This window comes from Myxococcus stipitatus DSM 14675 (assembly GCF_000331735.1).
In the GTDB taxonomy this organism is placed as follows: domain Bacteria; phylum Myxococcota; class Myxococcia; order Myxococcales; family Myxococcaceae; genus Myxococcus; species Myxococcus stipitatus.
Map to the genome: position 1 here is coordinate 3086064 of NC_020126.1, position 18980 is coordinate 3105043.

The following is an 18980-nucleotide window of genomic DNA, read 5'->3' on the forward strand; positions in this document are numbered from 1 at the left end:
CCTGCCCTCCTGTCTTGCCCGTGGAGAGGCCAGTACAGGGACGTGGTGGCCCCAAGCGGGCGATCCGCCCCTTCTCCAATGCAATCCAGAGCGCGCCATCCGGGCCCAGCGTCAGACCGCGTGGCTCGGAGGCGGACGTCGGAAGCTCATTCAGTTGAATCTCTCCGGTCCCGTGAGGTGGTCCACGCGGTTGCCGCCCCATTCGGTGAACGAGGACGTCCATTCGTCGCCTGTCGTGTTCCCAGCGCGCGGTTCGCCTCCGGGCCTCTGCATGCTGGGCTCGGAATGAGCTCGCCGCAGCGAGGCACGTGCAATGGGGTTCTCATCCACGAGTCGGACGTGTCGAAGGGCTGTGCGCACCCGGCTCCCGACGCGTCAGGGCTGGGCGGAGAGGACCAGGGAGAAGGGGTGTCGCTCATTGTCCCGGAGGTCCGGGTCATAGGGGCCGGTGGGCATGACGGTGACGATGAGCGTCCGCGTCGTGCCCCCGGCGAAGCGCAGGAGCGTGGGGCCAGCGGCCAGGTCCAGCGTCTCCCCATCCGAGTCAGGTGTCAGCCCCGGCACGGCCTGGACCACGAAGCGGCGTCCCGCGTTGGCCGGAGCCTCCAGCGCCACATAGACGGCGTCTGGAGTCTCCGCGCCCTTGCGCAGGGAGAGGTAGCTGCTGCCCAGCATCATCGGTGCGTCCCGCGTGACAGCCAGCGTGCCGGGCCGTGCCTCCGCGTCCACGGCCAGCGCGAGCTTCGCGGCCCGGAGGTTCTCCAGCCCGTCCCGGAAGTGGCGGAAGTGCCGGTCATCGACGTGGTCCCCTGTGTACCAGCGCCAGCGCGAGAACTCCGGAACGGTGTCGACATAGTGGGAGCCCTGGCTCGCCAGCAGGTCATCGAGTGCGTCCGCGAAGTCCGGCTCGTTCAGCGACGGGTCATTCTCCGCGCTCGCTGGGTTTCGGGACCCCCGCCACATCCGTGACAGGAATTGTGGCTGCCCGTCGAAGAAGCGGTCCTTCAGGTAGAGCAGGTAGAGGGACGCGCCATACATGTACCAGGTCTCGTAGCCGTCGTCGTAGTCGAGCGACCAGTCCGGATGCGCCTGGAACTCGTCGAGGTAGGTCTTGATGTAGCGATTCGCATACACCTGGTCGGTGAAGACGGCGGACATCTCGAAGGTGTGGGGCGACTCGAACCAGTCGTCCGCCGCTTGCGACGCGTGCGCCATCTCGTGGACCACGGTCTCCTCGAGCTCCGGGCCGCCATAGGGGCCCCAGGCATCCACGACCATGAAGCCGCGTCTGTCATCCCAGGCGGTGCTGGAGTCACCCGACAGGACGTTCACCAGGCAACTGCGGTGCCCCTTCCAGACCAAGACGTCGAAGGACTCGTCGGGGCCACACTCACCTTGGTCCAGCAGTGCGGGCCGCATCCCGAGTTGGTGGACGTGGAAGTCCCAGCCTTTCTCGACCGCGGCCAGCACCCGCAGGGCCGTCTCCCGTTCGACCTCCTGGTAGTAGTGGACCAGGACGGGGAGCCGCTCGGAGCGCACGGCATGGGGGAACATCGTGTCGAAGTCCGCGCGCCCGCAGATGGGCGTGCCCTCGGCCAGCGGGTGGGTGTAGTCCGGGGGCGCTGGCTCGTCGGAAGAGGCGCAGCCCGCGAGGACCCCGCCCAAGGCCGCGAGCAGCACTCCCCGAACCCCGTACGGCGGAAAGCCAGGGCTCCCCATTCTGTTCCTTTCCGGTAGCGGACACCTCGGCGCGTGAGCGCGTCAGCGGTCCTGGTACACCCGGTCGTTGGCAGTGTGCCCGGGCTGGGCCTCAATCAGACTGCCCAGCCCAATGGCAAGGTTGATTCCGAACCACCATTGCTCCATCACGAAGAGGATGAGTGCGGTGGCGAACGCCTCGCTGAAGTCCGCCTCATGCGCGGCGCGCATGAGAATGGCGTGTTGCTCGCAATAGAAGCCATCCATGTGCGAGATGAACTCGGACGGGGTGAGCGCCTTCCTCTCGTAGAGCTTCGGAATGACATACTGGTACTCCACGAACGCTCTCGGGAAGAGTCCGCTCTCGACGGCATCGGCGACGACGGTGTGGAGGTCGATGGTTCCGGAGAACGACCTTCCCGCGACGACGACGGAGTAGGGCAGGGGCCGGCGTCGCACCGTCACGCGCGAGGACCCTTGGGGGAGGGTCGGCTCGAAGTCGCTCGAGTAGCAGTCCGCGAGCTGGCAGGACTTGTAGAGGTCGCGGTCCCGGGCCTGGGCACAGGCCTCGGCGCCGAGCATGAAGTAGCGCCAGATGTCATGCCGGTGGGCGCACGAGTTCCAGACGTTGATGTCCATGATGACGATCATCAGCGCGAACCGCGTGCGCTGGACGCCTGCCTCCGGCGTGAGCAGGGCGTTGAGCATCCACACGGTGCGCTCGTAGCACTCGACGAGCGCGGCGGTGGAGAGCGAGCCTCGGGTGAGCGTCAGCACGCTCTGGGCGCACTCCCCGTTCCGGAGGTCCGGCCCGATGTCGGCCCAGTCCTGGGTCATCCCCGTCAGCATCAGGTCATCGCGACCGATGTCGCCCGGGACACACGACAGGTAGTGGCCGAACATGCTCGAGTCGCAGGCCTTGAAGTCTCGCCAGAGGTCTCGGTCCTTGAACACCCAGGCGCTCAACCCGGTGGTGGGGATGGAGCGAAGAGAGGCCTCGCTCCTGCGCTTCACGTCCACATAGGTCATCTCGGCCAGCAGGTGGGTCCTCCGGGCGTGCAGCTCCGCGGGGAGGCCGGGCACGTTCCACAGGCAGGAGAGGTCACGGATGAAGTGATTACACTGGGGTGTCCCCAAGGCATCCAGGTTGTACTCGAGGTAGAAGCCGTAGATCAGCGTGCAGAGGTAGTCCTGCCGCCAGTCACGGAACTCGCCACTGCTGAGCCCGGAGAGCCACACGCCCGACCCGAAAATCGGATACGCCGCCGCACCCCGCAGCCCGTACTCGTCCATGACCTGAATCCAGACAGGGTGCGGGCAGCCGGAGAGCTCCGCGGACTTGGTGCTCCTCCCCTGGTTGGCGCCTGCCTTTGCCTGATTCAGGACTTCTCTGACAAGTCCATCCTCGCCCGACACGGCCACGAGCCAGGCCGGGCCGTTTCCGGGCGAGGTGTCAGGCCTGGCGCCCTGAGCCCGCAGTCGATCAATGTGGTCAAGAACCCCGCAGCCGTTCTCAATCATCTCACTGCATTCCCTCGTCCTCTCCTCGAACTCCTCCCCGAGGGAGCGTGGGTCGTCTCGAATGACACGCCGCGCCCACATCGGGTCGAAGCTCCAGGGGATGGGCTCCCCCGTCGTGGAGGACTCTCCGTAGAGCCGTTCCCGGAGTCGCGCGATGTGGTCCGCGAAGACGGACCCTTCAATCCTCTTCCTGGAGTGGAGCACATCCACCACGGACTCATTGAAGGCCGTGTTCGCCTTCTCTCCGAGGAGGAGTGGCTTCGGGTGAACGCGTTCGACGAGTGAAGGCATGCTACCGCCAAAGAGCTCGAAGCCCTTGTCGTGTGTCATGGTTCATGCTCCTGCGCCGGCGTGTCTGGTGATGAGTGAGCCCGCCGAGACCCAGACGGGCGGCGGCATGATAGCGACTATCGGGTGGTTTTGTTTGTCTTCATGGGTGGCGAGCCCGCATTGAAAGTGATTGCGGGGGAGGCCCATGGCTTGCGGGTCGATTCATGGCTGTATCAGCCCGCACCCTGTCTTCGGTCTCGACACCAGGCATGACGTCGTGAGGACTGCTCACGCACAGGGCTCGGTGGCTCCGGAAGTTACAGATTGTTTCGGATGCCCTGCCGAGGCGCGTTGCGCTGTCACCCGGACGAGGGCCTGTCGCACGGGCGTTTCTGACTCCTCGCGGCATTCTGTTTCAGGTGCGGGTCAGCATTCTCAACCCGCATATCGTGCTATCCTAGAAATGTCGCACAACTCGTAGACTGTCTTGGGAGGCACGAATGCAGGCTGGAAGGTTCATCAGCGGTGCGTTGCTCGCGGCGGGGTTGGTGATGGTGGGCTGTGGAGGCCCCGTGGAAGAGGGCCTCGAGGGGCAAGAGCTCACCTCTCAGGAGGAGGCCCTCCCCAACTGCAATGGGCTGAATTACGAGTACACGTATTACAGCGATGCGACGTACACCACGGTCGTGGGCGTGCGCGGCTGTGACTGCTCCTACTGGGCGGCCTGGGGCAAGATCACGTCGTTCCGCGAGTACGTCAGCGGGACCTGTTGGTAGTCCGCTCGCGCGTCACGGGCACGGGATGAGGACCATGTCCTCATCCTGCTCCAGGCGATAGAGCCCGTCGGGGCAGAGGCACCGCTCGGCATGCAGGCGCAGCTTCCGGTCGAGCTCACGCGCGGCATCCGCATCCATGGCCGCGAGCTGCTCCGCGCTGAAGCAGCCCTCGAGCACGAAGAAGCGGCAGAGCGTGTACATCTCCTCGAAGGTCCGAGCGGCGAAGCCACTCATCGTCGGGAGGACCTCGTGTGCCAGCTGTCTGCCGCGCACGGTGTCCAGCATCAGCTCACCGAAGTTGAGGGTGTCCGCGAAGTCGCGGCACAGCTCGAACGTGGGGCCGCGCCCGGCGGCCATGATGAGCAGGCAATACCCGCCGGGACGAACGAACGAGAGCAGCCTGTCGATGAACGCGCCCCAGTCGGCGAGGGGCACGTGGTACAGGACGTGTGAGCACAGGACGAGCTCGTGCTTCTCCGGGGCGTCGTAGCGCTCGAAGGGCTCGATGAGGACCTGGGCCTTGTCGAGCTTCAATCCGGAGATCTGCTCGCGATTGGGCTCCAGCAGCGTGAGGGAGCCGAAGTGTGGCGCCAGTCGCTCGGCGACCTTGCCGGAGCCCGCGCCCACATCCAGCAGGGAAGGGCGGGGCGCGAGTCCCGGAAGCATGCGCTCCTCGAAGACTCGCGCGATGTTCTCGGGATGGCGAGCGGTGGCCGCCAGCAGACGAAAGGCCGTGGCGTACTCCTGCGGCGACATCGTGATTCCCATATCAGCCCCCTGCTCCTGTCGAGATGTCGGTCCCAGCGTATCCGCTTCTTCTCGTCCAGGGCACCCCTCGCGCGTGGGCTACGGCGTGGAGCGACGGAGCCACTCCTCGAATCGCATGAGCCCCCGCAGCTTCGCGCGCGTCTACACGCAGAAGACCGGCCGCACTCCGGCGAAGGCCGTCGAGGTGCTGCGGCTGGAAGCCGCCCGCCGGATGCTGGAGGGCTCGACGCGCGACGTGGACCCGATTGCCCGCCTGTGCGGCTTCGGGAACGAGGAACGGATGAGGGTGACCTTCCAGCGCAACCTGGCTGTCTCTCCACGGGATTCCTCGAAGCGTTTCGCGACGTGTGGGTCCTGAAACCGCTCCACCCTCCACCCCAGCGAGCCGCCGACCGAGCGGCCTTCCAGACAATCCACGACAAGCCCGAGTCGAGCCATGCGTCTGCGAGTCCATCTGGCTTGACTGTTATTATCTCCGGGTAATAACAAGGCCCCATGGACGCGGATGAAGGGCTCGTGGCCCTGGGATTCACCGAGGTCGAGGCGCGGGTGTACTGCGAGCTGCTGAAGGGCTCGCCCGCCACCGGGTATCGGCTGGCCCAGGCGCTCGGGAAGGCACCTCCGAGCATCTACCAGGCGCTCGCCTCGCTCGAGCACAAGGGCGCGGTGCTCGTCGAAGAGGGCGAGCCGCGCTCCTTCCGTCCTGTTCCTCCGGACGAGGTCCTCGCCGCGCTCCAACGTGGCTTCGAGACGCGGAGCCGCGAGGCCGCGGACGCGCTGCGAAAGCTCCACGCCCCGGCGCAGGACGACCGCATCTATCACCTCAAGAGCACCGCGCAGGTGATGGAGCGCGCTCGCGCGATGATTGCCGGCGCCACCGAGCAGCTGCTCTTCGACTTGTTCCCGCCGCCCTTCGACACCCTGGCGCCCGTGCTCATCCAGGCGAGTGCGCGTGGCATCTCCATCGCGGGGCTCGTCTACGACGACACACCCAAGATGCCCTTCGACTGCGTGCGCTCGCCCGACGCGGCGTTCGTGCGGGAGCGCTGGCCGGGCGCGCAGCTCACGCTCGTGGTCGACGCCCGTGAGTTCCTGGTGGCCCTGCTCACGCCGGATGGCACAGGCGTCAAGCAGGCCATCTGGAGCGACAGCGGCTATCTCGCCTGCTTGCAGCACAGCGGGCTGTCCGCGGAGGTCCGGCTGAACGCGCCCCCTTCCGCGCGTGCACGGCTGGCTCGGTCCAGCTCCCTCATCGGCTCCAGCCCCCCGGGCCTGCGCCTCCTGGTGGGAAAGCCCTCTTCCTCTTCAAAGCGTGGAGATACCCCATGAGACTTCTCATCCCCGTCTTGATGGCCCTGGCCCTCATCCTCGTTCCCACCGCGTCCAGGGCGGACGCGCTGGAGTCACTGCTCGCGCGCCATCTCGCCTGGCGCGGGGGAGATGCTTTCGCCCGCATGGAGAGCCTCCACGGAAAGGGGAAGACCGCCGTCGGTGGACTCCAGGGACCCATCGAGGTCTGGAGCCATCGCGATGGGCGCACCCGGAGGGACATCGACTATGGGGTGGTGCGGGATGCGATGGCCATCACCGCCGAGGGCGGCTGGAAGGTGAACCCCAGCGGCCAGGTCGAGGATGCCTCGCCGACCGACGCCCGTGATGCGCGGCACCGGGTGGCGCTGGACTTCGGGACGGCGCTGCGAGGGGGCGCTGGCGCGAAGCTCGTCGCGCTGCCCGACGAGCAGCGTGATGGCCGCGCGTGGAAGGTGGTGCGTGTCACCTTCGGCGACGAGGACCTCTACGACCTGTTCCTCAACGAGGCCGATGGTGCCCTCCAGGGCCTTCGCATCCGGGAGGACAACGTCACGCGCTTCGTGCGCCTGGGAGACTGGCGTCAGGTGCAAGGGGTCCGCATGCCCTTCCTGGAGGAGGAGTTCACCGACAACGTGGACTCCGACTCGCGCACGGTGGTGGAGTCGCTGGAGCTGAACGTCCCCCTCGCGCCCACGGTCTTCGAGCGCCCCGAGGACACCCTCACGGCGACGTTCGCCAAGGGCCGCCGCACCACCGGCTTCATGCCCTTCGAGTTCTTCAATGAGAGTCGCGTCTACATCCCGGCGCAGGTGAACGGCCGTGCGACGCCGGTGCTGCTCGACAGCGGCGCCGCGATGACTGTGGTCGACGCGGCGTATGCCCGTGAGCTGGGCCTGAAGGTGCAGGGGCAGATTGCCGCGGTCGGCAGTGGGGGCCAGGCGCCCGCCCAGTTCGCGAACGGCGTGGACATCGCCCTGGGCGACCTGCGGCTGAAGGGGCTGACGGTCGTCGTCATCGACCTGGCCGACGTCGCGCGACAGATTGGACACCCGCTGCCCGTCATCCTGGGCAAGGAGGCCTTCAACCAGCTGGTCGTCGACGTGGACTTCCCCAATCGGCGCATCGCCTTCCACGAGGCGGCGAGCTTCAAGGCGCCGCAGCGCGCGGTGCGCCTCCCGCTGGTCGAGTCCACGGGGGGGCAGCGCGAGGTGCAGCTCTCCATCGAGGGCCGCCCCGCCATCCGCGTGTTGTTCGACGTGGGCAATGGCGGAGCGCTCTCGCTCTTCCCCGCGTACTGGCAGCAGGCCGACCTGCTGAAGGGCCGGCGCAGCTCCAAGACGTTGTCCGGCGCCGTGGGCGGACTTCGCGAGCGGGACGTGGCCATCCTCAAGAGCATCGAGTTCGCGGGCGTCACGCTGCGCAACGTGCCCACGGTGTTCGACGACGCGGGCAACAGCATCTCCACCACGGACCGGCTCGCCGGCAACGTCGGGCTCGCCATCCTCGCTCGCTTCCGGATGATCACCGACTATGCGACGGACACGCTGATGCTGGTCCCGGATGCCCGCGCGCTGAAGCAGCCGTTCCGCAGGGACCGCTCCGGCCTGATTGCCATCCCTTCCGAGGGCCGGCTCGTCGTGAAGATGGTGGCTCCGGGGAGCCCCGCCGCCGCCACGGGCTGGGCGCAGGGGGATGAGATCGTCGCCGTGGATGGAAAGGCCATCGCGCCCGACTACTCGAGCTCGAGCCTCTCGCAGTGGCGGTATCGCGCAGCGGGTCAGACAGTGGTGCTCACGCTGAAGGATGGCAGCAAGCGCCGGCTCACCCTGAGCGACTACTACTAAGCGCAGCGGGTCCGCCGGACGATTCGAAGAAAGGCGCCGTGGCTCATGGGGTAGTGTGGTCACCCCATGAGCAAGTACTTCGCGAAGCTGAAGCCACCCAAGGGATTGACGGCTCCACCGCTGCTGACCCGTTTCGCCAGGTGGGTCGCGAAACAAGAGGCGGGGGACTTTGGCGCGTTCGAGCTCATGACCTCGAAGGTTCCCGGTGACTTGAAGGATGCGTGGTGCTTCATCGCGCTGCCCGAAGGTTCGTTGCTCGCGCTCGTCTCCACCGTGACGCCGCAGCCGGTCGTGCTGTTCGACTCGGAGTCGGACGTGCTGAAGGTCGTCGCCCCGAGCCTGGAGGCGTTCCTGCTCGCGCTCGGCGCGGGCAAGACGCGCTTGGCCGACCTGGACGAAGGGGATGAGCGCGAGGCGCTGCGCGAGTGGCTGGTGAAGGAGAAGGTCAAGGCGCCGAAGCCCGCGAAGTTCAACGTGAAGGCGTACCAGCGCGAGGCCACGCCCGCGCCGGTGGAGAGCGAGGGCGTGAAGAAGCTGGAGCCGCTTCCGCGTGGGCTGGTGGGGCTGCTCGGCAGGTCGGTGAAGGACGAGACGCTCCCCGCGGCGCTGAAGAAGCTGAAGCTGCCGACGAAGCCGCTGAAGGCCGGTGGTGCGCTCAAGGACACGAAGCGCGGCATCACGGTGCGCGTCGGTCGGGGCGGGGTGATCTCCGAGGTGCACCTGGGTGAGAAGTACGAAGGCCCCCTCGCGTTCAAGCTGCCTCGAGGGGTGAACGACTTCACCGCGAAGAAGTTCCTCGGCGCGCCGACGGGTGTGCTCAAGAAGAAGGGCGGCGGCAAGCTCTGGGAGAAGGTGCTCGATGCCGACCGGGGCATCTACTTCTCACGGAGCCGAGGGCACTTCGACTGGTGGACGGAGCACCGGTTCTTCCTCAGAAGTGATGAGGGGCGTCCTCGAGTCCCGCCCACGAGCTTCGCGCAGGCGTCGCGCTCATAGGGGAGCCCCGCCTGCCAGAAGTGCGTCCCGGGATTGCCGAAGCGCGGGTCCCACAGGTGGGCCGTGTCCACGAGCGCGGCGAGAAAGCGCCGCTGTGCCTCGGAGGTCACGGTGCCATCGCCCGTGGGAAAGGCGCGCGTGAGCAGGAGTCCCCACTCGAAGTCGACCCAGGCCTTCTTCGTGGTCCTCGCGACGGCGACCGCCGCCTCCGCGAGGGTGTCGAAGTCAGGGACTCGCTCCAGGAGCCGCTGGGCGACGGTGAAGCGAGGCTGCATCGGGAGCGGCGGCGGCTTCTCGGGGAACCCGTCGTTGAATCCCGCGAGGACGAGCGCGACCTGTGCCGTCGCGGGGTTGACGGTGCCCTTCGCGTCCTCGGCGAGCAGGGCGCGCAAGTGCCCGGGTGTGTCGAGGCCACGACCGTAGGCGTGGATGAGCCGCGGCCAGTCCGTCGATTCGAGTGCGGAGACTCCGGTGCGCATCGACGCGGCTATCACCGAGGCGGGGCTGTGTCTCAATGCACGCATTCGCCCGATTCCCCTCGAATGGACGAGCCTCGCGCGAGGGAGCTCACTACCTTCCCGGGCATGTCTCTCGACATCGACGTCCAAGAGCTGACGCCCGAGCAGTGGCCCGCGCTCGAGAAGCTGTTCGGGAAGAACGGCGCCTGCTCGGGCTGCTGGTGCATGTTCTGGCGGTTGGAGGCAGGCGAGCGCTTCCAGGATGTGAAGGGGCCTTCCGCGAAGCGGCGCATGAAGGCGCTGGTGGAGCAGGGGCGGGCACAGGGCCTCCTGGCTTACGTGGAGGGCGAGCCCGTGGGCTGGCTCACCTTCGGTCCTCGCCGGAGCTTTCCTCGCCTGGACCGGGCGCCCAGCCTTCGATGTGACGATGCGGACGACGTCTGGTCGCTGCCCTGCTTCTTCATCCACAAGGACTTCCGAGGCCAGGGTGTCGCCACGGTGCTGTTGAAGGCCGCGATGGACACGTTGCGCCAGCGCGGGGTGGGCACGCTCGAGGGCTACCCGATGAAGCCCCCCGAGGGGACGACCCGGCTGTCCAATGCATCCGCGTACACGGGGACCGTGCCGTTCTTCGAGAAGCAGGGCTTCACGCTCGTCGCCGAGCGCCCCCAGGGAAAGCAGCGCGTGCGCAAGTCGCTCGCGCCGCGCCGCTCCTCGCGGAAGGGAAGCTGAGGGCTACTCGCCGCGGCCCGCTCCTCAATCCAGGGTCGTCGCACCCCGAAGCAGGGCACGCTTCAGCCGCAGCCAGTGCTCATCGGCGCGGCCTTGCGCGAGGGTGGGGGCGTCGAGCGCGAAGTTCTTCCAGTCCACCTCTGGGTCGAGCGGGAACTCGCCCCGGAGATAGGTGTCGCTCCAGTGGCCGTGCTTCTCCGCGAAGACGCGCCGGAGCAGCTGCGCGGGCAGTCGCACGTCCTCCGCGAGCAGGACCGCGTCGAAGAGGTCCTTGCCCTGGGGATACGAGTCGTTGGTGAGCCAGAGCAGCTTCGACGCGAGTGACTCCGCGGGCGAGGCGCCGCGCAGCGTGACGTCCTCCACCGTCAGCGAGACGGGGGCGTCGCACATCCGCTCGTTGAAGACGATGTCGACCTGGACCGTGTCCCGGAGGTGTCCTCTCCAGGTCCATGGGAAGGTCAGCCGCCGGCCCTCGGCCCGCTCGTAGGTCCAGATGGCGTCGACGGGAATGGACTCGGGCTCCACGGGGAGGCCTTCGTCTCGCAGGGCCTGGGTCACGGCCTGGCGCAGCTCGGTGAAGAGGCGCTGTCCGTCGTCCGACTCGGGGCCGATGGTCTCCGGGATGACGACCAGGTCGATGTCCTTCGCGGGCCGGGCGCGTGCGCCATACCAGAGCTCCAGGGCGATGCTGCCGCGCACCACGAGATGCTCCGCCACGCTCGAGCGCCCGATGCCCGCAAGGGACTTGCGCAAGAGTCTGGAGCGCGTGGCCCTGAAGGAGGCTTCCTCCTCCTCGTTCTCGAAGCGGGGCGTGGCTTTGACGTAGGCGGCTCCGTAGTGCTTCAGCGCCGGGTCGAACACATTGGTTCTTCGCGCATCTTGCGCAAAGCCCTTGGGCAGCCACTTGCGGGGGTATCCGGGGTCATCGGGTCGGGTCATGGGAACGTCCTCCTGGAAGTCCGGGTTGGCCGACGGTGCCTCGTTCAGGCCGCTGACAAGCCTTGCCTCGCTCACGGCGGGGCGTGATGCTTCCACCCCCCCGCCCTCCGAGGAGAACGCCCATGAACCGCACGACCCGATTCTCGCTCCTCGCGCTCCTGGCGGGGGCCTCGGCCTGCTCGGAGTCGGAGGACCCCTGTGGTGTCCGCGACTCCCAGCCGGGGTATGGCGAGCACGCGCCCTTCGATGCCCGCGCCCAGGTGCGGCGCGTGGACTGTGGCTTCCAGAGCAGCGTGAATGACCTGGCCGTGGGCGCGGATGGCTCCGTGTGGCTTCGGCGGGGAGAGTTCGAGAACCGGGGGGAGGAGAGCTTCTTCGCGCCACCGCTGAAGCGGCTCACGCACGTGGGCGGCGATGGGGCGATTCTGGGGGAGCTGGCGCTGCCGGACCATGTGGCCCGCCACGTGGTGCACCCCAGCGGTGAGCTCACCGTCTTCGGCTGGGAGAAGGAGGAGGACGTCGCGGTCATCCAGGTCCGTCGCCTGCGCCCGGATGGCTCCGTGGTGACGGAGAGACGCTTCACCCAGGACCTGTCCACGGAGCAGCGCCTCGACTTCGTCGCCAAGGCGGACGGCTCCGTGACGCGGACGACGGTGGGGGAGGCGGAGCGCCGGGCCGTCGTCCTGCTCGCGCGGGCGGACGGAGAAGACACGGTCTTCCTCTGGGCGCTGAATGGAATCCGCGTTGGACGGCTCGATGCCTCGTTGGCGACGCGCTGGCTCAGCCCCGTGGCGCCGTCGGTCTCGCTGAAGGTCAACACGTGGGAGGAGATGACGGCGGTGGGGGCGCCCTGGGTGGGCTGGGGGCTGGACGTGGACGAGCAGGGCCGGGCCCATGTCGCCACCCCGCTGACCGGTTACCAGCGGCGCGCCTATGTGGACGTGTTCGGTCGGGAGCCCGCGGGCGCGAAGGAGCGCGCCTTCCTGCTGTCTTCGTTCTCTCCCACGGGAGAGCCCCTCTCCGCGCGCGCGGTGGCCGCACAAGCGCCCCAGGAGATTGTCGGCCTGGTGGTGCGCGACGGCGCCTTTGCCTTGGGTGCGAGCGAGCGTGCCGCGGTGGGCGGCCGTGCCGAGACTCCGGACCTGTACTTCGCTTCGGGGCGGCTCGATGGGGCCATGCAGGACGACGTCGTCCGCGCGCTGGACGTTGACCGGGACGATGAGCCCACGGCCTTCTTCGCCTGTGGCCAGGGCCGCTACTGCTTCGCGGGCCACACGGCCTTCGAACCTCAGAAGACGGGCCCGGCCTGGTCGGAGGGGAAGGGGTTCCTGCTGTCCGTGGACGCGCGGGGAGAGCAACAGGGACTGACCTTCCTGGCGGGCCAGCGCGACACGCGAGTGGCAGCCGCGGGCGAGGGGCCGGAGGGCTCGGTGGTGTTCGCGTTCATCACCAACGAGCCCCCGGACCTGGCTCGGGTGCGGAATCATCTCAAGAACAACGAGACCTGGCTGGGGCGCCTGGACCATCCATGACGGGGCGCGGAGTGCCGCCTCGGCGTCACATGAAGCCGGACCGGCTCGTGGCGCTACCACCCCCAGACGAGTGTCAGCGCCACGAGGCCGGAGCAGCCCCGCAGCGGCGTGCTCGAGCCACCGCCCAGGCCCATCAGCCGATGGACCGACGCCCACTCGGAGACGAAGTCCTGACGCGTCTTCACGTGCTGGGGGGAGAGGGGCCAGGCTTCCACGGGGTGCGTCAGGGACTCCTTCAGGGACTCGGCGCGCGCTTGCAGCTCGTTGGCGGAGCGGGCGAGGTGCTCGGCTTGGAGAGGGCACGGTGGGTGCGCCTCCGGGTCTGGTGACGAATGAGCCTCACTGGCGCGTGACAGGAGCTCGCCCAGGGTCTCGACCGTCTCCGCCGAGAACGCGACACGGGCATCGGTATTGGGGTCGGTGCAGAGCTCGGAGACGAGCTCGTGAAGCCTCGCGAGCCCCGCCCAGCTGAGCCACATCCCGTGCTCCAGGGCGGGCCCTTCGAGGTGAACGACCCACTTCGGATGGATGTCCTCGGAATTCATACCCCCGGTAGTCTATCCGTGCGCCCGAGCGGGGAGCCCCGTGGACTTTTCGAGGCGCCGTGTCGATCTGTGTCCTTCAGGTTCGTCGCAGCCCGGGAGGTGCTTCTCGTGCCTCCTCGTTCAACCCATTCCCCGGAGCTTCACATGTCCTACATCGATGGTTTCGTTGCAGCCGTGCCGAACGCGAACAAGGAGAAGTTCATCGAGCATGCGCGCAAGGGGGACTCGGTCTTCATCGAACACGGCGCCCTCCGGGTCATCGAGTGCTGGGGGGACGACGTGCCGAACGGCAAGGTCACCGACTTCCGCCGGGCCGTCCAGGCGAAGGACGATGAGACGGTGGTGTTCTCGTGGGTGGAGTGGCCCGACAAGGCCGCCCGCGATGCCGGCATGGAGAAGGTGATGAACGACCCCCGCCTCAGCCCGGAGAACACCCCCATGCCGTATGACGGCCAGCGGCTCATCTACGGCGGCTTCGTGCCCGTGGTGGAGTTCAGCAAGAACAAGTAGCGGCAGTCCCGCTGCGAGCTCAGCTCATCTTCTCGAGGAGGGCTCGCAGCTCCGCCTGCTGGGCGGCGCTCAGCCTTCCGAGCTTGAGGGCAAAGGCCTCCGAGAGGAGGGCGTTGCCCTGCTGCATCACCCTGCGGCCGGCCGAGGTCAGCTCCAGCCGGTGCCGCCGCAGGTCCGCGGTATCAATTTCACGGCGCAGGAAGCCCGCGGCCTCGAGCCGCTTCACGTACAGCGTCACCGAGGGCTTGGGGATGCAGAGGGACGCGGCCAGCTCGGCCGGGTAGGGGTGGTCGTCCACCTCCGAGAGCACGAACAGCTCCTTCGTCTCGACGCCCAGCGCGGTGATGTCGGCGGCGACACTGGCTATCACCGACATCAACAGTCGGTGGTTCAGGCTCCAGATTTTCGCGGGGTCGATTTTCGCCATGGCTCGTTGCGCGGAAATTGGTTCCACATTAACCAAGTTCCAGATTGAACTAGTTCGTCGTCCTCACAATGTAGCACCCCTTGGAGCCCTCCATGCCGCTCAACCACTACGTGACGCTGGGCCGCTCCGGCCTGCGCGTGAGTCCCCTCTGTCTCGGTGCCATGACTTTCGGCGAGGACCTCGGCTGGGGCTCGAGCGTCGAGGAGTCGCAGACCATCATCGACCGCTTCATCGACCTGGGCGGCAACTTCATCGACACGGCGAACTTCTATACGAAGAGCCACTCCGAGAAGATTCTGGGCGACCACGTCGGGCGCCACCCTGCTCGCAGGGACCGGCTGGTGCTCGCGACGAAGTTCAGCGGGAACCTCTACCCGGGGGACCCGAACGGCGGTGGCTCTGGCCGCAAGTCCATCCTCGCGGCTTGCGAGAACTCGCTCCGTCGCCTGCAGACGGACTACATCGACCTCTACTGGCTGCACAACTGGGACGTCCACACGCCCATCGACGAGACGATGGCGGCGCTCGAGGACCTCGTGCGCGCGGGCAAGGTCCGCTACATCGGCGTCTCGGATACGCCCGCGTGGAAGATTGCCCAGGCGAACGTGATGGCGCACTTCCGCGGGTGGTCCTCCTTCGTCGGGCTCCAGATTGAGTACTCGCTGCTGGAGCGCAGCGTGGAGCAGGAATTGGTGCCCATGGCGCTCGAGCTCGGGCTGGGCATCACGCCGTGGTCGCCCCTCAAGAGCGGCGCGCTCAGTGGCAAGTACACGCGCGCGAACGCGGGAACGCAGAAGGGCGACCGCGGTGCCTTCGTGCAGTCGGCCTTGAGCGAGAAGACCTACGCCGTCGTCGACGCGCTGGAGATCATCGCGCGAGAGCAGGGGACCACGGTGGCGCGCGTGGCGCTGGCGTGGGTCCAGTCCCAGCCGGGCGTGAGCTCGACCATCATCGGCGCGCGGCGGCTGTCGCAGCTGGAGGACAACGTGGGCGCGCTCGACGTCAGGTTGACCGCCGAGCAGCTCGCCCGCCTCGATGCGCTCACGAAGCCCGCCTTCGGGTTCCCGCAGAGCATGCAGCCCATCTTCCCCGCCATCCACAATGGTGGCACGACGGTGAACGGGGTCTTCATGGAGGCGTCGCCCTACGGGGTGGTGAAGGGCGAGAAGCCCTACTGAGGCACCCCTCGGGGCGCCGGAGTCGGGTTCCACGCACGAATGCACGGTGGCTGGGGCTCTGTCGCGTGTTCGACAGTCCCCCCGGCCTCCCGCCGCATGTGAGGGACGGCTGTCTTCGTCTGGGGTTACACGACGAACAGATTGCCCCTGGAGCCCATGAAGACTTCCGAGCTGACGACACGTTTCATCCGAGGCGGAGTGTTGTGCCTGACGCTGGTGGGTGGCGTCTCCCCAGGCCTGGTGTTGGCGCAGGACTCGAACGCGGTGCAGCCGTATGTGCTGGCCGCGAAGCGCCTCTACAACGACCTCCAATATGAGCAGGCATTGGAGCAGATCACCCGAGGCAAGCGCATCTCCCATGGGCCGGGGGATGACGCCCTGCTGTCGCTCTATGAAGGCATCATCCAGGCGGACCTCGGAGAGCCGGGCTTGTCCGACGCCGCCTTCAAGGCCGCGCTGTTCCTCCAGCCAGACGCGAAGCTCCCGCTGACGGTCTCCCCCAAGGTCTCCGAGCGCTTCGAGTCGCTGCGCAAGCAGGTGAAGCGCGAGCTGGAGGCCTCGGCGGCGGTGCGAGGAGAGGTTACGCCTCCGCCCATCATCAAGGCCCCGGCCGCCCCGCCTGTTCCGATTCGAGAAGAGCCACCGTCGCGTCCGCCCACCCGGGCGTGGCTGCCCGCGGCCATCGGTGGTGGCCTGCTGGTGGGCTCGGGTGTGACGTGGCTGATGGCACGAGGCCAACACAGCAACCTGACGAGCGCGAGCGGCGGCGTGGACAGCGTCCAGGGGATGCAGGACGCGGCGTCGAAAGGCGAGGGACTCCAGACGGTGAGCGCGGTCCTCGCGGGCGCCGGTGTGGTCGGCCTGGGCGTGGCCGCGGGCATGTACCTGTGGGGAGGGGGGGCGTCCGACCCCCAAGGCGTGGCGCTCACGCTGGGGACCGATGGCACCTCCGCCTTCGTCTCCGGGAGGTGGCCATGAAGACCGCCGGGTTCATGCCCCTGGTCACCGCGGGGGCGCTGGTGCTCCTCGCCGGATGCTTCGACTTCGATGAGGACCAGAAGGTCTGGTGCAAGAGCCATCCGGAGGCCTGTGCGCCCCTCATCGAGGAGAAGCCGGCCAAGGCGGTCTACGTCGAGAAGAAGAAGCCCTTGAACCTCCGCGTCCTGGCGAAGGACCCCGCGGGGGATGCCCTTCGGTTCTCCTGGTCCTCGAACGTGGGCACCTTCGGCGCGCCGAGCGACACGGGGACGACGACGGACATCACCTGGACGGCGCCGGACTGTGTGCCGCCTCCCGCGGCGTCCCTCACGCTCACCGTGAGCAGCACGCGGGAGGCCTCCGCCTCCGCGACGTTCTCCGCGTTCGGCATGCCGGAGTGCCCGACGCTGACGGCCACGGGCCCGCTCGCGACGGCGCGGACCGGACACACGGCGACGCTGCTGTACTCGAGCGATGTGCTGGTGGTGGGAGGCGAGGCCGCCGGCACTCCGCTGAGCCGCGCGGAGCTCTACACGCCTCGCTCCCAGGCGTGGGCTCCCGCAATCGAGCTGCTTCCGGCGCGGACGGGACACGGCGCGGTCCGACTCGACTCCGGCCTGGTGCTGGTGACGGGAGGCCGCGGTTCGAGCGGCGCCCTCAAGAACGCGGACCTGTTCAATCCGGATGAGCGCACGTGGACCCCCGTGACGTCCCTCACCACGGGCCGCCATGGGCACGCCGCCGTGCTGCTGCACAGCGGGAAGGTGTTCGTGACGGGCGGCACCGACGGCAAGGACATCGTCGCCACGACGGAGCTCTTCACCCAGGGCGCGCAGCCGGAGTGGACTGTCGCGAGCACTGCCCCCGTGGCTCGCGACCATCCCGTGGCCACCGTGGTGGGCTCGGGGAAGGTGCTCGTGTCGGGGGGGATGACCGTGGACCGGAGCTATCCCGGCAACGCGGATGTCTATGACCCGGACACGGGGACCTGGACCCAGGTGGACGCGGGGGGCGAGGGCCGCATCGGCCACACCGCGACGCTGCTGCCCTCCGGGCAGGTGCTGGTGACGGGCGGAGCCAATGCTCAGCGCGCGCTCGACTCCTCGGTGGTGATTGACGTGGAGAACCGGCGGGTGGCCCAGAGCGGGCGCCTGGCGACGGCTCGCTCCGGACACACGGCGACGCTGCTTCCCTCGGGGGTGGTGCTTGTCACGGGCGGACGTGACACGGACAAGAAGGCCCTGGCCTCGGCGGAGGTCTTCGACCCGGAGACGGGGACGTGGTCTCCGACCTTGCCGCTCGCGAAGGCCCGGCACGGCCACTCCGCCGTCCTGCTGGGGGCGGGCAAGGTGCTGCTGGTGGGAGGCGAAGGCGAGGGTGGCGCGCTCGTGTCCGCCGAGCTCTATGACCCCGGGACGAAGACCTGGACGAGCACGGACCGCCTGCTCACCGAGCGCGTGGACCACACGGCCACCCTCCTCGAGTCAGGACAGGTCCTGGTGCTGGGGGGCAGCAACCTGTCGGCGTCGGGCTCCGATGTCTTCCTCGCGGCGGCGGAGCGGTATGACCCCGCGACGGGCAAGTGGACCCACACGGCGTCGATGCAGGCGGCTCGCAAGCGCCACACGGCGACGCTGCTTCCGTCCGGGCGCGTGCTGGTCGTCGGCGGCCACAATGGCACCCGCGACGTGACGGAGGTGGAGCTCTTCGACCCCGTCGCGGGGACCTGGTCCTCCGGCGGGAAGCTCCTGGCGGGGCGGTTCTTCCATTCGGCCACGCTGCTGAAGTCGGGCAAGGTCCTGGTCGCGGGAGGGGATGGCGAAGGAGGGCCGCTCACCTCGGCGGAGCTGTATGACCCCGCCTCCGGGACGTGGGAGCGCACGGGCCCCATGGGCGCAGGCCGCGTGAGTCACACGGCGACGCTGCTGCCTTCGGGGAAGGTGCTCGTGACAGGAGGATACTCGGTGGCCTCGGGGACGGGCCTCGTGCTCCAGAGCGCGGAGCTCTATGACCCGCAGACGGGGACGTGGGCCTCCACGGGCAGCATGGCCATCACGCGCGGCAATCACACGGCGACGCTGCTTCCCACGGGCAAGGTGCTGGTGGTCGCGGGCCACAGCACGACGGGGCAGGTGGCGTCCGTGCGGTCGGCGGAGCTCTATGACCCGGCGACCGGCAAGTGGGCGGCGACCGGGAGCCTCACCGAGAATCGGCGGGGCCACTCCACCACCTTGCTGGCCTCCGGAAAGGTGCTCGTCACGGGGGGCTTCGGGGGCTTCGAGGACCGCTTCTACCTCTCTCCGAGCGAGGTGTTCGACCCGGCCACGGAGCGGTGGTCGCTCACCAGCGGACTGCTGACCCCGCGACAGCTCGCGACGGCGACGCTGCTTCCCCTGGGCAAGGTGCTGGTGACGGGCGGCCGGGGCTACGAGAACGTGCAGGGCGAGGCCGAGCTGTACATGCCGTGAGGCCCGCGCGATGAACCGCCACGCGCCAG

At 68.2% G+C, this 18980-nt stretch carries 17 protein-coding genes; 11 read left to right on the forward strand and 6 right to left on the reverse strand.

Annotation, left to right across the window (positions count from 1 at the left end; translation table 11 throughout):
* Positions 1-375 precede the first annotated feature (375 nt).
* Positions 376-1719 carry a hypothetical protein gene (locus tag MYSTI_RS12085; protein ID WP_015348033.1) on the reverse strand — a complete coding sequence of 448 codons (1344 nt, stop codon included), beginning with the start codon at positions 1717-1719 and terminating at the stop codon, positions 376-378.
* A 42-nt stretch (positions 1720-1761) separates the two neighbouring features.
* Positions 1762-2991, reverse strand: coding sequence for a hypothetical protein (locus MYSTI_RS12090; protein WP_144370059.1), 1230 nt, complete (start codon positions 2989-2991; stop codon positions 1762-1764).
* A 998-nt stretch (positions 2992-3989) separates the two neighbouring features.
* Between MYSTI_RS12090 and MYSTI_RS12095 the strand changes: the two genes are divergently transcribed.
* Entirely contained in the window at positions 3990-4265 is a 276-nt protein-coding gene (locus MYSTI_RS12095) for a hypothetical protein (protein WP_015348035.1), read from the forward strand.
* Between the two features lie 12 nt (positions 4266-4277).
* Here MYSTI_RS12095 and MYSTI_RS12100 read toward each other — a convergent pair whose 3' ends face one another.
* Positions 4278-5033: a class I SAM-dependent methyltransferase gene (locus MYSTI_RS12100; RefSeq protein ID WP_015348036.1), complete on the reverse strand. Its 756-nt coding sequence runs from the start codon at positions 5031-5033 to the stop codon at positions 4278-4280.
* A gap of 115 nt (positions 5034-5148) precedes the next feature.
* On the opposite strand from MYSTI_RS12100, the gene MYSTI_RS42610 reads away from it, so the two are divergent.
* From MYSTI_RS42610 to MYSTI_RS12125, 5 genes are all read left to right on the forward strand, one after another.
* On the forward strand, positions 5149-5391 hold the full coding sequence (locus tag MYSTI_RS42610; RefSeq protein WP_044279535.1) for a helix-turn-helix domain-containing protein: 243 nt from the start codon (positions 5149-5151) through the stop codon (positions 5389-5391).
* A 137-nt stretch (positions 5392-5528) separates the two neighbouring features.
* Positions 5529-6362, forward strand: a complete 834-nt coding sequence (locus MYSTI_RS12110; protein ID WP_015348038.1) for a TrmB family transcriptional regulator — start codon at positions 5529-5531, stop codon at positions 6360-6362.
* Positions 6359-8188 (forward strand): retropepsin-like aspartic protease, encoded by a 1830-nt coding sequence (locus MYSTI_RS12115; RefSeq protein WP_015348039.1) that lies wholly within the window; start codon positions 6359-6361, stop codon positions 8186-8188. The genes MYSTI_RS12110 and MYSTI_RS12115 overlap by 4 nt, the downstream gene beginning before the upstream one ends.
* 66 nt (positions 8189-8254) lie before the next feature.
* On the forward strand, positions 8255-9184 hold the full coding sequence (locus MYSTI_RS12120; RefSeq protein ID WP_015348040.1) for a hypothetical protein: 930 nt from the start codon (positions 8255-8257) through the stop codon (positions 9182-9184).
* A gap of 542 nt (positions 9185-9726) precedes the next feature.
* Entirely contained in the window at positions 9727-10374 is a 648-nt protein-coding gene (locus MYSTI_RS12125; RefSeq protein WP_015348042.1) for a GNAT family N-acetyltransferase, read from the forward strand.
* A gap of 24 nt (positions 10375-10398) precedes the next feature.
* Here MYSTI_RS12125 and MYSTI_RS12130 read toward each other — a convergent pair whose 3' ends face one another.
* Positions 10399-11313 (reverse strand): nucleotidyl transferase AbiEii/AbiGii toxin family protein, encoded by a 915-nt coding sequence (locus MYSTI_RS12130; protein ID WP_015348043.1) that lies wholly within the window; start codon positions 11311-11313, stop codon positions 10399-10401.
* A 122-nt stretch (positions 11314-11435) separates the two neighbouring features.
* Here MYSTI_RS12130 and MYSTI_RS12135 point away from each other — a divergent pair, with 122 nt between their 5' ends.
* Positions 11436-12845, forward strand: a complete 1410-nt coding sequence (locus MYSTI_RS12135) for a hypothetical protein (protein ID WP_015348044.1) — start codon at positions 11436-11438, stop codon at positions 12843-12845.
* Positions 12846-12898: 53 nt separating this feature from the next.
* Here MYSTI_RS12135 and MYSTI_RS12140 read toward each other — a convergent pair whose 3' ends face one another.
* Positions 12899-13324, reverse strand: a complete 426-nt coding sequence (locus MYSTI_RS12140; RefSeq protein WP_015348045.1) for a hypothetical protein — start codon at positions 13322-13324, stop codon at positions 12899-12901.
* A 210-nt stretch (positions 13325-13534) separates the two neighbouring features.
* On the opposite strand from MYSTI_RS12140, the gene MYSTI_RS12145 reads away from it, so the two are divergent.
* On the forward strand, positions 13535-13900 hold the full coding sequence (locus MYSTI_RS12145) for a DUF1428 domain-containing protein (RefSeq protein WP_015348046.1): 366 nt from the start codon (positions 13535-13537) through the stop codon (positions 13898-13900).
* 19 nt (positions 13901-13919) lie between these two features.
* Here MYSTI_RS12145 and MYSTI_RS12150 read toward each other — a convergent pair whose 3' ends face one another.
* A complete protein-coding gene (locus MYSTI_RS12150; protein ID WP_015348047.1) occupies positions 13920-14327 on the reverse strand; it encodes a MarR family winged helix-turn-helix transcriptional regulator in 408 nt (135 codons plus the stop codon).
* A gap of 92 nt (positions 14328-14419) precedes the next feature.
* Between MYSTI_RS12150 and MYSTI_RS12155 the strand changes: the two genes are divergently transcribed.
* The 3 genes from MYSTI_RS12155 to MYSTI_RS12165 all read left to right on the forward strand — a co-directional run bounded on the left by MYSTI_RS12155 (position 14420) and on the right by MYSTI_RS12165 (position 18951).
* A complete protein-coding gene (locus tag MYSTI_RS12155; protein ID WP_015348048.1) occupies positions 14420-15505 on the forward strand; it encodes an aldo/keto reductase in 1086 nt (361 codons plus the stop codon).
* Positions 15506-15661: 156 nt separating this feature from the next.
* Positions 15662-16483 (forward strand): hypothetical protein, encoded by an 822-nt coding sequence (locus MYSTI_RS12160; protein WP_015348049.1) that lies wholly within the window; start codon positions 15662-15664, stop codon positions 16481-16483.
* Positions 16480-18951 (forward strand): Kelch repeat-containing protein, encoded by a 2472-nt coding sequence (locus MYSTI_RS12165; RefSeq protein ID WP_015348050.1) that lies wholly within the window; start codon positions 16480-16482, stop codon positions 18949-18951. Before MYSTI_RS12160 ends, MYSTI_RS12165 begins: the two co-directional genes overlap by 4 nt.
* The last annotated feature ends 29 nt before the right edge of the window (positions 18952-18980 follow it).